The organism is Pseudomonas sp. DCB_BI, assembly GCF_026240995.1.
Classification (GTDB): Bacteria; Pseudomonadota; Gammaproteobacteria; order Pseudomonadales; family Pseudomonadaceae; genus Aquipseudomonas.
In genome coordinates this window covers 332011-345636 of sequence record NZ_JAPFCG010000002.1, presented here as the reverse complement: position 1 = coordinate 345636, position 13626 = coordinate 332011, and the positions used below count along the sequence as shown (strand labels likewise).

General features: G+C 63.7%; 12 protein-coding genes. All 12 read right to left on the bottom strand.

What is annotated here, in order from left to right:
* Positions 1-16 precede the first annotated feature (16 nt).
* The 12 genes from OO258_RS03910 to flhA all read right to left on the bottom strand — a co-directional run bounded on the left by OO258_RS03910 (position 17) and on the right by flhA (position 13264).
* The gene (locus OO258_RS03910; RefSeq protein ID WP_266028926.1) at positions 17-910 is read right to left on the bottom strand and encodes a CheW domain-containing protein; all 894 of its coding nucleotides are present in this window, start codon (positions 908-910) and stop codon (positions 17-19) included.
* Positions 910-1698 carry a ParA family protein gene (locus OO258_RS03905; RefSeq protein WP_266028925.1) on the bottom strand — a complete coding sequence of 263 codons (789 nt, stop codon included), beginning with the start codon at positions 1696-1698 and terminating at the stop codon, positions 910-912. Before OO258_RS03905 ends, OO258_RS03910 begins: the two co-directional genes overlap by 1 nt.
* Before the next feature lie 139 nt (positions 1699-1837).
* On the bottom strand, positions 1838-2695 hold the full coding sequence (gene motD, locus OO258_RS03900; protein WP_266028924.1) for a flagellar motor protein MotD: 858 nt from the start codon (positions 2693-2695) through the stop codon (positions 1838-1840).
* A gap of 3 nt (positions 2696-2698) precedes the next feature.
* The gene (locus tag OO258_RS03895; protein ID WP_266028923.1) at positions 2699-3439 is read right to left on the bottom strand and encodes a flagellar motor protein; all 741 of its coding nucleotides are present in this window, start codon (positions 3437-3439) and stop codon (positions 2699-2701) included.
* Positions 3439-4563, bottom strand: a complete 1125-nt coding sequence (locus tag OO258_RS03890; protein ID WP_266028922.1) for a protein-glutamate methylesterase/protein-glutamine glutaminase — start codon at positions 4561-4563, stop codon at positions 3439-3441. Before OO258_RS03890 ends, OO258_RS03895 begins: the two co-directional genes overlap by 1 nt.
* Before the next feature lie 46 nt (positions 4564-4609).
* Positions 4610-6847 carry a chemotaxis protein CheA gene (locus tag OO258_RS03885; RefSeq protein ID WP_266028921.1) on the bottom strand — a complete coding sequence of 746 codons (2238 nt, stop codon included), beginning with the start codon at positions 6845-6847 and terminating at the stop codon, positions 4610-4612.
* Between the two features lie 12 nt (positions 6848-6859).
* Complete coding sequence (locus tag OO258_RS03880) at positions 6860-7648, bottom strand: protein phosphatase CheZ (RefSeq protein WP_266028920.1); 789 nt, start codon at positions 7646-7648, stop codon at positions 6860-6862.
* 20 nt (positions 7649-7668) lie between these two features.
* Entirely contained in the window at positions 7669-8043 is a 375-nt protein-coding gene (locus OO258_RS03875; protein ID WP_010955070.1) for a chemotaxis response regulator CheY, read from the bottom strand.
* A 108-nt stretch (positions 8044-8151) separates the two neighbouring features.
* Positions 8152-8892, bottom strand: a complete 741-nt coding sequence (gene fliA / locus OO258_RS03870) for an RNA polymerase sigma factor FliA (RefSeq protein WP_110747204.1) — start codon at positions 8890-8892, stop codon at positions 8152-8154.
* Complete coding sequence (gene fleN, locus OO258_RS03865) at positions 8889-9722, bottom strand: flagellar synthesis regulator FleN (RefSeq protein ID WP_003254408.1); 834 nt, start codon at positions 9720-9722, stop codon at positions 8889-8891. Before fleN ends, fliA begins: the two co-directional genes overlap by 4 nt.
* Before the next feature lie 93 nt (positions 9723-9815).
* Positions 9816-11123, bottom strand: coding sequence for a flagellar biosynthesis protein FlhF (gene flhF / locus OO258_RS03860; protein ID WP_266028919.1), 1308 nt, complete (start codon positions 11121-11123; stop codon positions 9816-9818).
* A gap of 11 nt (positions 11124-11134) precedes the next feature.
* A complete protein-coding gene (gene flhA / locus OO258_RS03855; RefSeq protein WP_266028918.1) occupies positions 11135-13264 on the bottom strand; it encodes a flagellar biosynthesis protein FlhA in 2130 nt (709 codons plus the stop codon).
* Positions 13265-13626: the final 362 nt, after the last annotated feature.

Here is a 13626-nt window from a genome sequence, read left to right as displayed (position 1 = left end):
GCGGTTGTGTTCGGTGTCATTTCTGTTTGGCGTGCATCTGCTTGACTGCGCCGCTGGCGATCAGCTCTGCCAGTGCCGCGACGTCGAGCAGTGCACACATGTGTTCAATCACCGTGCCGGCCAGCCACGGGCGCTGACCACGCTGGCTGCGCCACTTGATCTCGGACGGGTCCAGGCGCAGCGAGCGGCTGACCTGATGCACCGCCAGCCCCCATTCGTAGCCCTGCACGGAAATCACGTATTGCAGGCCCTGGCGAAAATCATCACGGTAGCGGTCGGGCATCACCCAGCGCGCGGTGTCCAGCACCTTCAGGTTGCCGGCCTGGCAGGTCAGGATGCCGAGGAACCAGTCGGGCTGGCCGAACAGCGGCGTCAACTCCTGGCCGGCCAGGTTATAGATCGAACCCAGGCACACCAAAGGCACTGCCAGGGTCAGGCCGGCCACATCGAACAGCAGGCATTCGAACGGCTCGGCCGCCCATACCGGGCGGCCGTCGACGCTGGCCGGTGGTACTGGCATGTCGGGTGCCGGCAGGTGGACATCGACCAGCGGCATCGCCGGCTCGGCTGTCGGTTCTTCGACCAGCACCGGAATCGCGGCCTCGGCCACCACTTCCTGCTCGACCACCGCCACCACCGGCGCCTCCACAGGCATCACGCGGGGCAGCACTGCCAGCCTGGGCTCGGCGAATGGCCGCGGGGCAAGGCTGGCAGCCGCTTCGGCAGGCTCAGGACGGGCCACTGGGTGGGCATCGCGCGCCTGCTCCTCACGCACCGCCTCGGCGAACTCGTCTGCCACTGCCGACGGCTCGAACAGCTCCTCAGCCTCGGTAGCATCCTGCAGCAGGCCATCAAGGTAAGATTGCAGGGCCATCTGCGGCCGGGTGCCGGTTTGTCTAAACTGGGTCATCAGGCTACCTGCACTGCAGTCTTGTAGGTCAGCAGGTGCTTGAGCAGCGCCCGGTAAGCAATCAGCCCGCGGCTCTTGCTATCGAACTGCGAAGGCGTGACACCCTTGCGGCTGGCATCGCGCAGGCGCGTGTCGACCGGGATGTAGCCCTGCCACACCTGCTGCCCATAGCTATCGCGCAGTTGCTTGAGGGTACCCAACGAGGCCTGGGTGCGGCGGTCGAACAGGGTCGGCACGATCTGGTACGGCAGCGCCTGCTTGCGCGAGCGGTTGACCATGGCCAGGGTGCCGACCATGCGCTCCAGGCCCTTGACCGCGAGAAATTCGGTTTGCACAGGGATCACCAACTGCTGGCTGGCGGCCAGGGCATTGACCATCAGCACGCCAAGCAAGGGCGGGCTGTCGATCAGGGCGAAGTCGAAATCCTGCCACAACTGCGCCAGACTCTTGGCGATCACCAGGCCCAAGCCATTCTGGCCCGGCGACTGGCGCTCCAGCACCGCCAGCGCGGTGCTCGATGGCAGCAGCGAAATACGCTCGTCGCTGGTGGGCAGCAACAATTGCCCGGGCAAGCCCTCCGGCACCGCGCCCTTGTGCAGGAACAAGTCGTAGCAGCTGTGCTCCAGGGCATCCGGGTTGTGCCCGAAATAGCTGGTCATCGAGCCGTGCGGGTCGAGGTCGACAACGACCACGCGCTTGCCCGCCTCGGCCAGCAGGCCGGCCAGGGCGATGGTAGTGGTGGTCTTGCCGACGCCACCTTTTTGATTGGCTACTGCCCAGACTCTCATCAAGCAAACTCTATCTATTGATTTGGCAGGGACGCTGTAGATACAACAGTCACGCGCAGAACTTCACGCATGCCCGCTCCCGCAGCAGGCGGCGGCACATTCAAAATCGTGTTCGTATCAGCGACGGGGAATTGACTTATCACGGCCTCGCCACCGTTGCTTGTACTGCCGGTGCACTTTGTGTGCCAGCCCGGCGCAACGCAGCATCCGGCGTAGCATTGGCACTGCCCGAACCGGTCAGGCTCCGACGCACTTCGAGGTTGCGGGAAATCACCAGCACCACGCGGCGGTTGCGCGCACGGCCTTCGGCGGTGTCGTTGCCCGCCACCGGCTGGTACTCGCCATAGCCAACCGACGCCATGCGCGCCGGGTTAACCCCTTCCATGGCCAGCAGGCGCACGATGCTCGCCGCACGCGCCGATGACAGTTCCCAGTTGGTCGGGTATTGCGCAGTACGGATCGGCAGGTTGTCAGTGAACCCCTCGACGTGCACCGGGTTGGCGAACGGCTTGAGAATATTGGCCACCTTTTCGATGATGGCGAATGCCTTGTCGCTGGGCATCGCATCACCGCTGCCGAACAGCAACGACGAATTGAGCTCGATCTCGATCCACAGCTCGTTGCCGCGCACCGTCATCTGGTCGCTGTTGATCAAGTCGCCAAAGGCATTGCGCACGTCATCACTGATGGTTTTCAGCGGGTCGACATTGGTCGCCGCCAGGCCGGCCTCGGTCTGCTCGCTGTCCTTAACCAGCGGCTCGGCCGGGCGCACGGTCAACGGCCGCTCATCGCCGATGGGAATCGGCCTGACGGCGCGTTCAGGGTCATTGAACACCCCCAGCAAGGCCTGGGAAATGACCTTGTACTTGCCCTCGTTGATCGAGGAAATCGAGTACATCACCACGAAAAAGGCGAACAGCAAGGTGATGAAGTCGGCGTACGACACCAGCCAGCGTTCGTGGTTTTCGTGTTCCTCGGTATGACGACGGCGACGCATGGGTTACTCCATGAAGCCTTGCAGCTTCAGCTCGATCGAGCGCGGGTTCTCACCCTCGGCAATCGACAGCAGGCCTTCGAGCAGCATCTCGCGGTAACGCGACTGGCGCATGACAATGGCCTTGAGCTTGTTGGCGATCGGCAGCAGTATCAGGTTTGCGCTGGCCACACCGTAGATGGTGGCAACGAAGGCCACGGCAATGCCGTTGCCCAGCTGCGACGGGTCGGCCAGGTTGCCCATCACGTGGATCAGGCCCATCACCGCACCGATGATGCCGATGGTCGGCGCGTAGCCGCCCATGCTTTCGAATACTTTGGCAGCCTGGATGTCGCGGCCTTCCTGGGTCAGGAAATCGACTTCGAGGATGCTGCGGATGGCCTCCGGCTCGGCACCGTCCACCAGCAGTTGCAGGCCCTTGCGCGCATAGGGGTCAGGTTCGGCGTCAGCCACCCCTTCCAGGCCCAGCAGGCCTTCCTTGCGTGCCGCCAGGCTCCAGTTGACCACGCGATCGATGCCGCCCGCCAGGTCGACCCGCGGCGGGAACAGGATCCAGCGCAGTATCTGCAGCGCCCGCTTGAACGACGACAGCGGCGACTGCAGCAACGCCGCCGCCAGGGTGCCGCCCAGCACGATCAGCGCCGCCGGGCCATTGACCAGTGCGCCGACATGGCCACCTTCAAGGAAGTTGCCACCAACAATGGCGACAAAGGCGAGGATCAAACCAATCAGGCTGAGGACGTCCATCAGACGCACGCCTCCACCAGGTGCTTGCCGATTTCGTCCAGGCTGTACACCGCGTCGGCCAGGTTGGCCTTGACGATGGCCATGGGCATGCCATAGATCACGCAGCTGGCTTCATCCTGGGCCCACACCGTACTGCCGCCCTGCTTGAGCAGGCGTGCGCCTTCGCGGCCATCCGCGCCCATGCCGGTGAGCACCACCGACAGCACCTTGTCACCGTACGACTTGGCCGCCGAACCGAAGGTGATATCCACGCAGGGCTTGTAGTTCAGGCGTTCGTCACCCGGCAGGATCTTCACCGTGCCACGGCCGTCGATCATCATCTGCTTGCCACCAGGCGCCAGCAGGGCCAGGCCCGGGCGCAGCATGTCGCCGTCCTCGGCTTCCTTGACGCTGATGCGGCAGAGCTTGTCGAGGCGTTCGGCAAAGGCCTTGGTGAACGCCGCCGGCATGTGCTGGATCAGCACGATTGGCGCCGGGAAGTTGGCCGGCAGCTGGGTCAATACCCGCTGCAGCGCTACCGGGCCACCCGTGGACGTGCCGATGGCCACCAGCTTGTAGGGCTTGCGCCTGGGCGGCGGCGAGTGCGCAGGCGTGGCCGTCGGGGCGGGTGCACGGGCCGGCACAGGCGCGCGCGCCGCTGTCGGGCTGGCAAAGCTGCTGGCAGGCGTGTGGCTGCTGGCCGGTGCTGCGACCGGAGCCGGGCTGCTGTAGCTGCCAAACCGGCGGTTGCTGCGGGAAATGGTATGCACCTTTTCGCACAGCAGTTGCTTGACCTTGTCGGGGTTACGCGAGATGTCCTCGAAGTTCTTCGGCAGATAGTCCACCGCGCCGGCATCCAGCGCATCGAGAGTGACCCGGGCGCCTTCATGGGTCAGCGAGGAGAACATCAATACCGGCGTCGGGCAGCGTTGCATGATGTGCCGCACCGCGGTAATGCCATCCATCATGGGCATTTCGTAGTCCATGGTGATGACATCGGGCTTGAGCGCCAGCGCCTGGTCGATCGCTTCCTTGCCGTTGGTCGCGGTACCCACTACCTGGATCGTCGGATCCGCCGAGAGGATTTCCGAGACGCGGCGGCGGAAGAAACCGGAATCATCCACCACCAGGACCTTGACTGCCATAAACACTCCATTAGGCGGCGCAACCCGCCAGGGTGCGCCACCGAAATCAAATACGCCGTGCGGCGTAACGCTTGAGCATGCTCGGGACGTCGAGAATCAACGCAATGCGACCGTCGCCGGTAATGGTGGCCCCGGACATGCCCGGGGTACCTTGCAGCATCTTGCCCAGCGGCTTGATTACCACTTCTTCCTGGCCCACCAGTTGATCGACGACAAAGCCGATGCGCTGGGTGCCGACCGACAGGATCACCACGTGGCCCTCGTGCTGCTCTTCGTGCACCTGGCCCTGCACCAGCCAGCGCTTGAGGTAGAACAGCGGCAGCGCCTTGTCGCGCACGATCACCACCTCCTGGCCATCGACCACGTTGGTGCGCGACAGGTCCAGGTGGAAGATTTCGTTGACGTTGACCAGCGGGAAGGCGAACGCCTGGTTGCCCAGCATCACCATCAGGGTGGGCATGATCGCCAGGGTCAGCGGCACCTTGATGACGATCTTCGAGCCCTGGCCCTTGGCCGAGAAGATGTTGATCGAGCCGTTGAGCTGGGAGATCTTGGTCTTCACCACATCCATGCCCACGCCACGCCCGGACACGTCGGAAATCTCGGTCTTGGTCGAGAAGCCCGGGGCGAAGATCAGGTTGTAGCAGTCCGACTCGCTCAGGCGCTCGGCAGCATCCTTGTCCATCAGGCCCTTTTCCACGGCCTTGGCGCGCAGGATGTTGGGGTCCATGCCCTTGCCGTCGTCCGAAATCGACAGCAGGATATGGTCGCCTTCCTGTTCCGCCGACAGCACCACACGGCCGGTGCGGGCCTTGCCAGAGGCTTCACGCTCATCGGGCATCTCGATACCGTGGTCGACGGCGTTGCGTACCAAGTGCACCAGCGGGTCGGCCAAGGCCTCGACCAGGTTCTTGTCGAGGTCGGTCTCTTCGCCAACCAGCTCCAGGTTGATCTCTTTCTTCAACTGGCGCGCCAGGTCACGGACCAGACGCGGGAAGCGGCCAAAGACTTTCTTGATCGGCTGCATGCGGGTTTTCATCACCGCAGTCTGCAGGTCGGCCGTGACCACATCGAGGTTGGACACGGCCTTGGACATGGCCTCGTCGCCGCTGTTCAGGCCCAGGCGCACCAGGCGGTTACGCACCAGGACCAGCTCGCCGACCATGTTCATGATCTCATCCAGGCGCGCGGTATCGACGCGCACCGTGGTTTCCGCTTCGCTGGCGGCATGTTTTTCGGCGGCCGGGGCCGGCGCGCGAGGCGCTGCGGCAGGCTTGCTGGCCGGCGATGGCGCTGGCGCGGCGGCTGGCTTGGCCACCGGCTGGCTTGCGGCCTTGGCGGCAGCCGGCGCGTGCGCCTGGGCAGCTACCGGGGCCTCTGCTGCGGCCACATCGCCGCCGAACTTGCCCTTGCCGTGCAACTGGTCCAGCAGGGCTTCGAACTCGTGCTCGCTGATTTCGTCGCTGGCTGCGCTGTGTTCCGGCGCGGCGGGTGCTGGTGCCTGGGCGGCGGGCAAGGCGCCCGCCTGGAAGGTACCCTTGCCATGCAGCTGGTCGAGCAACGATTCGAATTCGGCGTCGGTAATGTCGTCGCTGACCGCTTCGCTGCTGACGGCAACCGGCGCTGGCGCAACCTCGGCATTGAACTGGCCCTTGCCGTGCAACTGGTCGAGCAGCGATTCGAACTCGGCATCGGTGATTTCATCACCAGCAGCGCTGACAGTCTCGCCCTGCATCTGCTCGTCGGCCGCCGCTTGCGCCTTGACCGCATCGAGCGAATCGAGCAGCTGCTCAAACTCGCTGTCGGTGATGTCCTGGTGCTGCTCCTCGGCCTCGGCCGGCGCTGCAACCGCCACGCCGGCAACCGGCGCCGGCGCTGCAACAGCTTCGGCTCCGCCCGGTTCTGCCAGGCGCGACAACGCCGCCAGCAGCTCGGGGGTGGCCGGAGTGACTTCGGTGCGCTCGCGCACCTGGCCAAACATGCTGTTGACGGTATCCAGTGCTTCAAGCACCACGTCCATCAGTTCCGCGTCGACCCGGCGCTCACCTTTGCGCAGGACGTCGAAGACGTTCTCGGCGATGTGGCAGCACTCCACCAGCTCGTTCAGCTGAAGGAAGCCGGCGCCCCCTTTTACAGTGTGGAAACCGCGAAAGATCGCATTGAGCAGGTCGGCATCGTCGGGCCGGCTTTCCAGCTCGACCAGTTGCTCGGACAGTTGCTCAAGAATTTCGCCGGCTTCTACCAGGAAATCCTGGAGGATTTCTTCATCGGCGCCGAAGCTCATCAAACGTGCTCCTTAAAAACCCAGGCTGGACAGCAAATCGTCGACATCGTCCTGACCGGACACGACGTCTTCACGCTTATCGGCATGAATCTGCGGACCTTCACCCCGAGTCGGATGTTTTTCTCGATCTTTTTCTGCGCGCAATTGATCGTGGTCATGCTGGATGCCCGCAAAGCGGTCCACCTGGCTGGCCATCAGCACCAGTTTGAGCAGGTTGCTTTCCACATCGGTCACCAAACTGGTGACGCGCTTGATCACCTGGCCGGTCAGGTCCTGATAGTCCTGGGCCAGCAAGATGTCGTTGAGGTGGCCGGCCACCTTGCGGTTGCCTTCGGCACTGTGCGTCAGAAAACTGTCGACACGCTTGACCAGGTCACGGAACTCCGGCGCAGCCACTTCGCGGCGCATGAAGCGTTGCCAGTCGGCGCTCAAGGCCTTGGCCTCGCTGGCCAGCTCGTTGAGCACCGGGGTGCTTTCCTCGACCAGGTCCATGGTGCGGTTGGCCGCGCCCTCGGTGAGCTTGACCACGTATGACAGACGTTCGGTGGCGTCGGTAATCTGCGACACCTCCTCGGCCTGCGGCATGGTCGGGTCGATCTGGAAACTGACAATGGCACTGTGCAGCTCGCGGGTCAGCTTGCCGACTTCCTGGTACAGGCCGCGATCACGGGTCTGGTTCAGCTCGTGAATCAGCTGCACCGCCTCGCCGAAACGGCCCCGCTCCAGGCTTTCTACCAACTCCTGGGCATGCTTCTTCAGGGTCGATTCGAACTCGCCCAAAGAGTTTTGTGATGAATCCATGGCGCGCCCCCTGACGTGACTCAGCCGTTGACGCGTTCGAAGATCTTCTCGATCTTTTCTTTGAGCACCTGGGCAGTGAACGGCTTGACCACATAACCGTTGACGCCCGCCTGGGCCGCTTCAATGATCTGGTCGCGCTTGGCTTCGGCGGTCACCATCAGCACCGGCATGCTTTTCAGCTTGTCGCTGGCACGCACTTTACGCAGCAGGTCGATACCGGACATGCCGGGCATGTTCCAGTCGGTCACCAGGAAGTCGTAATGGCCGTTTTCCAGCATCGGCAGTGCCGTAGTGCCGTCGTCAGCCTCGTCGGTGTTGGTGAAGCCCAGGTCACGCAACAGGTTCTTGATGATCCGCCGCATCGTCGAGAAGTCGTCAACGATGAGGATTTTCATGTCTTTGTTCAAGTAGACCTCCAAGCAGTCTCAAACGCGCTCGGCCCCCGAGCGCGCGCATTCATTCAATTCGGTACAACATGGAAAACGACTGCAACGAACCCGGGCTCAACGCGCCCGCCATTCCCCCAGGCGGCTGCGCAGGCGCGCGGCACATTGGCTGTGCAACTGGCTGACCCGCGACTCGCTGACCCCCAGCACCTCACCGATTTCCTTGAGGTTCAGCTCTTCGTCGTAGTACAGCGCCAACACCAGGCGCTCACGCTCCGGCAGGTTGGCGATGGCCTCGGCCAGGGCAATCTGGAAGCGCTCATCCTCAAGGCCGCGCGCAGGTTCCACCTGCCCACTGGCGCCATCCTCATGCAGGCCTTCGTGCTCGCCGTCCTGCAACAGGTCGTCGAAGCTGAACAGCCGGCTGCCCAGGGTGTCGTTCAAAATCCCGTAGTAATCATCGAGACTCAATTGGAGTTCGGCAGCAACTTCATGATCTTTAGCGTCACGGCCTGTTCTGGCTTCGACCGCACGCATCGCGTCGCTGACCATGCGGGTGTTGCGGTGCACCGAACGCGGCGCCCAGTCGCCCTTGCGCACCTCGTCGAGCATGGCCCCGCGAATGCGGATGCCGGCGTAGGTTTCAAAGCTGGCGCCCTTGCTGGCGTCGTATTTGTTGGCCACTTCCAGCAGGCCGATCATGCCGGCCTGGATCAGGTCCTCGACCTGCACGTTGGCCGGCAAGCGTGCCAGCAGGTGGTAGGCAATGCGCTTGACCAGCGGCGCATAGCGCTCGATCAGCTCGTACTGGGCATCTTTCGCTGCCCGGCTGTACATCTTGAAGCCGCTGGCGTTCATAGCACGGGTCCCGCGCTGGTGGGTTGCACCAGGCGCTCGACGAAGAACTCCAGATGCCCACGCGGGTTGGCGGGCAGCGGCCAGCTGTCGACCTTCTGGGCAATCGCCTTGAAGGCCAGCGCGCACTTGGAGCGAGGGAAGGCTTCGTAGACGGCGCGCTGCTTCTGTACTGCCTTGCGCACGCACTCGTCGTAGGGCACGGCACCCACGTACTGCAGGGCAACGTCAAGGAAGCGGTCGGTGACCTTGGTCAGCTTGGCGAACAGGTTGCGCCCTTCCTGCGGGCTTTGCGCCATGTTGGCCAGCACGCGGAAACGGTTCATGCCGTAGTCGCGGTTGAGCAGCTTGATCAGCGCGTAGGCGTCGGTGATCGAAGTGGGTTCGTCGCACACCACCAGCAGCACTTCCTGGGCCGCGCGGACAAAGCTGACCACCGAATCACCGATACCCGCAGCGGTATCGATCACCAGCACGTCGAGGTTGTCGCCGATTTCGCTGAACGCCTGGATCAACCCGGCATGCTGGGCCGGAGCCAGGTGCACCATGCTCTGGGTACCCGATGCCGCCGGCACGATGCGCACACCGCCGGGCCCCTGCAGCATCACGTCACGCAGCTCGCAGCGCCCCTCGATGACATCGGCCAGGGTGCGTTTGGGGGTCAGGCCCAGCAACACGTCGACATTGGCCAGGCCCAGGTCGGCGTCCAGCAACATGACCCTGCGGCCGAGCTCGGCCAGCGCCAGGGACAGGTTCACTGAAACGTTAGTCTTGCCGACGCCACCTTTGCCACCGGTCACGGCGATCACCTGTACGGGATGCATGCTACCCATGTCTGTTCTTTACCTTGTCTCGCTGGGACTCAGGCCACACGTAGGGCAATTCTGCGTACCCCTTGGCATAGCTACTTTGCACACACTTCATGGTCAACCCGCTCGCCGTGGGTTGTGGTAGAGATCAGCGAACATGTCGGCCATGGCCTCTTCGCTGGGCTCGTCCTGCTGCTGCACGTTCACCGCCCGGCTGACCAGCTGGTGGCCCCGCGGCAGGTGCAGGTCGTCAGGAATGCGCGGGCCGTCGGTAAGGTAAGCCACGGGCAATTCATGACTGATGGCAAGGCTCAGCACATCGCCAAGGCTTGCCGTTTCATCGAGTTTGGTCAGGATGCAGCCGGCCAGGCCACAGCGCTTGTAGCTGTGGTAGGCGGCGGTCAGCACCTGCTTCTGGCTGGTGGTGGCCAGCACCAGATAGTTCTTCGCGGCAATGCCACGCCCGGCCAAGGTTTCCAGCTGCATGCGCAGAGCTGGGTCGCTGGCCTGCAGGCCGGCGGTATCGATCAGCACGACGCGCTTGCGCAGCAGCGGCTCCAGCGCGGCCGCCAGCGACTGGCCCGGGTCGACGTAGGTCACCGGCACATTGAGGATGCGGCCCAGGGTCTTGAGCTGCTCCTGGGCACCGATGCGAAAGCTGTCCATGCTCACCAGCGCCAGGTTGTGCGCGCCGTACTTGAGCACGTAGCGCGCAGCCAGCTTGGCCAGGGTGGTGGTCTTGCCCATGCCGGCCGGGCCGACCATGGCAATCACGCCGCCCTCTTCGATCGGCTCGATCTCCGGTATTTCGATCATCCGCGCCAGGTGGGCCAACAGCATCCGCCAGCCCTGGCGGGGCTCCTCGATCTCGGCGGTCAGCTCCAGCAGCTCGCGGGCAATCGGCCCGGAAAGGCCGATGCGCTGCAAGCGGCGCCACAGGTTGGCCTGCTGCGGCTTGCTGCCCTGCAGCTGATTCCAGGCCAGCGAGCCCAGTTGCACTTCCAGCAGTTCGCGCAGGCCCGACAGCTCGGAACGCATGGCATCGAACAGGCGCGGGTCGACCGGTGCAGCCGTTGCTGCAGCCGGCGCTTCGGGGGTCTCGACGTGCGGCTCGATCAACGGCTCGGCGGCGGTCAGCGACTGGCCGGCGAACAATTGGCGGTTGTTGTCGCTGCTGTCCTGACGGTGGTCCAGCTCGGCCTGGACAGTGGCGATGCGCGTGTGGGTCTTGCGCAGCTCCTCTTCCAGCTCAGCGTTGGGCACCCGCGGGGCCAGGGCGGACAGCTTGTAGTCCAGCGCGGCCGTCAGTTCGACACCACCGGCAATGCGGCGGTTGCCAATGATCGCGGCATCGGCGCCCAGCTCGTCCCGGACCAGCTTCATGGCCTGACGCATATCGGCGGCGAAAAATCGCTTAACTTGCATTATCCACTACCTCAGCCGTTAGGGCCCACGGTGGCAACGATGGTGACTTGCTTGTTGTCCGGTATTTCCTGATACGCCAGAACATGCAAATTCGGTACAGCCAGGCGACCGAAACGCGACAACATGGCGCGGATCGGGCCGGCGACCAGCAGGATGGCCGGCTGGCCCTGCATCTCCTGGCGCTGGGCCGCTTCGATCAGCGAGCGTTGCAGCTTCTCGGCCATGCTAGGCTCAAGAAGAACACCATCTTCCTGACCCTGCCCGGCCCTCTGCAGACTATTGAGCAAAATCTGTTCCAACCTTGGCTCCAGGGTGATCACTGGGAGCTCGGACTCAATGCCGACAATGCTTTGCACGATGGCGCGACACAATCCGACGCGCACCAGCGCCACCAGCGCGGCGGTATCTTGACTCTTGCCTGCGTTGTTCGCGATGGCCTCGGCAATACTGCGAATATCGCGCACTGGCACCTGTTCCGACAACAGGGCTTGCAAGACCTTGAGCAGGCCCGACAAGGAAATGACACCCGGCACCAGCTCTTCTGCCAGCTTCGGCGATGCCTTGGCCAGCACCTGCAGCAGTTGCTGGACTTCCTCGTGGCCGATCAGCTCGTGGCAGTGCTTCTGCAGGATCTGGTTAAGGTGAGTAGCCACTACGGTACTGGCGTCGACCACCGTGTAGCCCAGCGACTGGGCCTGCGAGCGCTGACCGACGTCGATCCACACCGCCTCCAGGCCAAACGCCGGGTCGCGCGCGGCTATGCCGTTGAGGGTGCCGAACACCTGCCCCGGGTTGATCGCCAGTTCGCGGTCCGGGTAGATCTCGGCTTCAGCCAGGATCACCCCCATCAGCGTCAGGCGGTAAGCACTGGGCTGCAGGTCGAGGTTGTCGCGAATATGCACGGTAGGCATGAGGAAGCCAAGGTCCTGTGACAGCTTCTTGCGCACACCCTTGATCCGCGCCAGCAGTTGACCACCCTGGTTGCGGTCGACCAGCGGGATCAGCCGGTAGCCAACTTCAAGGCCGATCATGTCGATCGGGGTCACGTCGTCCCAGCCCAGCTCCTTGGTTTCCAGCGCGCGCTGTGGCGAGGGCAGCAGGTCCTGCTGGCGCTGCGCCTCTTCCTGGGCCTTGACCTTGACCTGTTGTTGCTTCTTCCACACCAGGTAGGCGCCGCCACCGGCCAGCAGGCCGAGGCTGATGAACGCCACGTGCGGCATGCCGGGTACCAGGCCCATGACGATCATCAGCGCACCCGACACCGCCAGCGCCTTGGGCGAGTCGAACATCTGCCGGTTGATCAGCTTGCCCATGTCCTCGGAGCCCGAGGCACGGGTGACCATGATCGCCGCGGCGGTGGACAGCAGCAGTGATGGCAATTGCGCCACCAAACCGTCACCGATGGTCAGCAAGGCGTACACCCTGCCAGCATCGCCGAAGCTCATGCCGTGTTGCAGCATGCCGATCAGCATGCCACCGATCAGGTTGATGAACAGGATCAGCAGGCCGGCGATGGCGTCACCGCGGACGAACTTGCTGGCACCGTCCATCGACCCGTAGAACTCGGCCTCCTGGGCCACCTCGGCACGGCGGTGCTTGGCCTGCGCCTGGTCGATCAAGCCGGCGTTGAGGTCGGCGTCGATGGCCATCTGCTTACCGGGCATGGCATCGAGGGTGAAGCGCGCGCTCACTTCGGAAATACGCCCGGCGCCCTTGGTCACTACCACGAAGTTGATGATCATGAGGATGGCGAACACCACCGCACCGACCACATAGTTGCCGCCGATCACCACCTCGCCGAAGGCCTGGATCACTTTACCGGCAGCGCCGTGGCCCTCCTGGCCATGCAGCATGACCACGCGGGTTGATGCCACGTTCAGGGCCAGGCGCAGCAGCGTGGCCACCAGCAGGATGGTGGGAAACGCGGCAAAGTCCAGCGGGCGCAGGGCGTACACGCAGACCAGCAGCACCACGATCGACAGGGCGATGTTGAAGGTGAAGAACACGTCGAGCAGGAACGGCGGTATCGGCAACATCATCATTGCCAACATCACCAGCAGTAACAGCGGCACGCCCAGGTTGCCCCGGCCGAGCCCGGCCAGGTTGTTACGGGCGTTGCTGATTAACTGAGTGCGATCCACCGCGAGTCCTCTTGATGCAAAACTTTGACGCCCAGGGGGTGCCTGCGGCTGGCATTGCAAGAAGCTTTCCAACTTTGTGGTTTGGGGTGAATCAGGGTGTTCGCCTTGTGGTTTTTGGCGCCTGTAAGATCGAGCACCGCCCGCGCGGCGCTTCGCGGGGCAAGCCCGCTCCCACTGTCTGTTTCGGGCCAGTCACTCCAGTGAGATTGCCGCTGGCCGCCTTGTTTGTTCCCTTCGATATTTAAGGGTGCGCCGCCGCTTTTTCATCAATCTCCAGCCATGCACCCAGGGTGCGCGTACCAAGGGAACAGGAGTACCTGTCCCGAAACAGATGTGGGAGCGGGCTTGCCCCGCGAAGCGCC

Coding starts and splice junctions, on each gene's coding strand:
- OO258_RS03910 (WP_266028926.1), bottom strand. CDS start 910: ATGACCCAGTTTAGACAAACCGGCACCCGGCCGCAGATGGCCCTGCAA.
- fleN (WP_003254408.1), bottom strand. CDS start 9,722: ATGGGTAGCATGCATCCCGTACAGGTGATCGCCGTGACCGGTGGCAAA.
- OO258_RS03905 (WP_266028925.1), bottom strand. CDS start 1,698: ATGAGAGTCTGGGCAGTAGCCAATCAAAAAGGTGGCGTCGGCAAGACC.
- OO258_RS03880 (WP_266028920.1), bottom strand. CDS start 7,648: ATGGATTCATCACAAAACTCTTTGGGCGAGTTCGAATCGACCCTGAAG.
- OO258_RS03875 (WP_010955070.1), bottom strand. CDS start 8,043: ATGAAAATCCTCATCGTTGACGACTTCTCGACGATGCGGCGGATCATC.
- OO258_RS03895 (WP_266028923.1), bottom strand. CDS start 3,439: ATGGACGTCCTCAGCCTGATTGGTTTGATCCTCGCCTTTGTCGCCATT.
- fliA (WP_110747204.1), bottom strand. CDS start 8,892: ATGAACGCCAGCGGCTTCAAGATGTACAGCCGGGCAGCGAAAGATGCC.
- OO258_RS03890 (WP_266028922.1), bottom strand. CDS start 4,563: ATGGCAGTCAAGGTCCTGGTGGTGGATGATTCCGGTTTCTTCCGCCGC.
- OO258_RS03885 (WP_266028921.1), bottom strand. CDS start 6,847: ATGAGCTTCGGCGCCGATGAAGAAATCCTCCAGGATTTCCTGGTAGAA.
- motD (WP_266028924.1), bottom strand. CDS start 2,695: ATGCGTCGCCGTCGTCATACCGAGGAACACGAAAACCACGAACGCTGG.
- flhF (WP_266028919.1), bottom strand. CDS start 11,123: ATGCAAGTTAAGCGATTTTTCGCCGCCGATATGCGTCAGGCCATGAAG.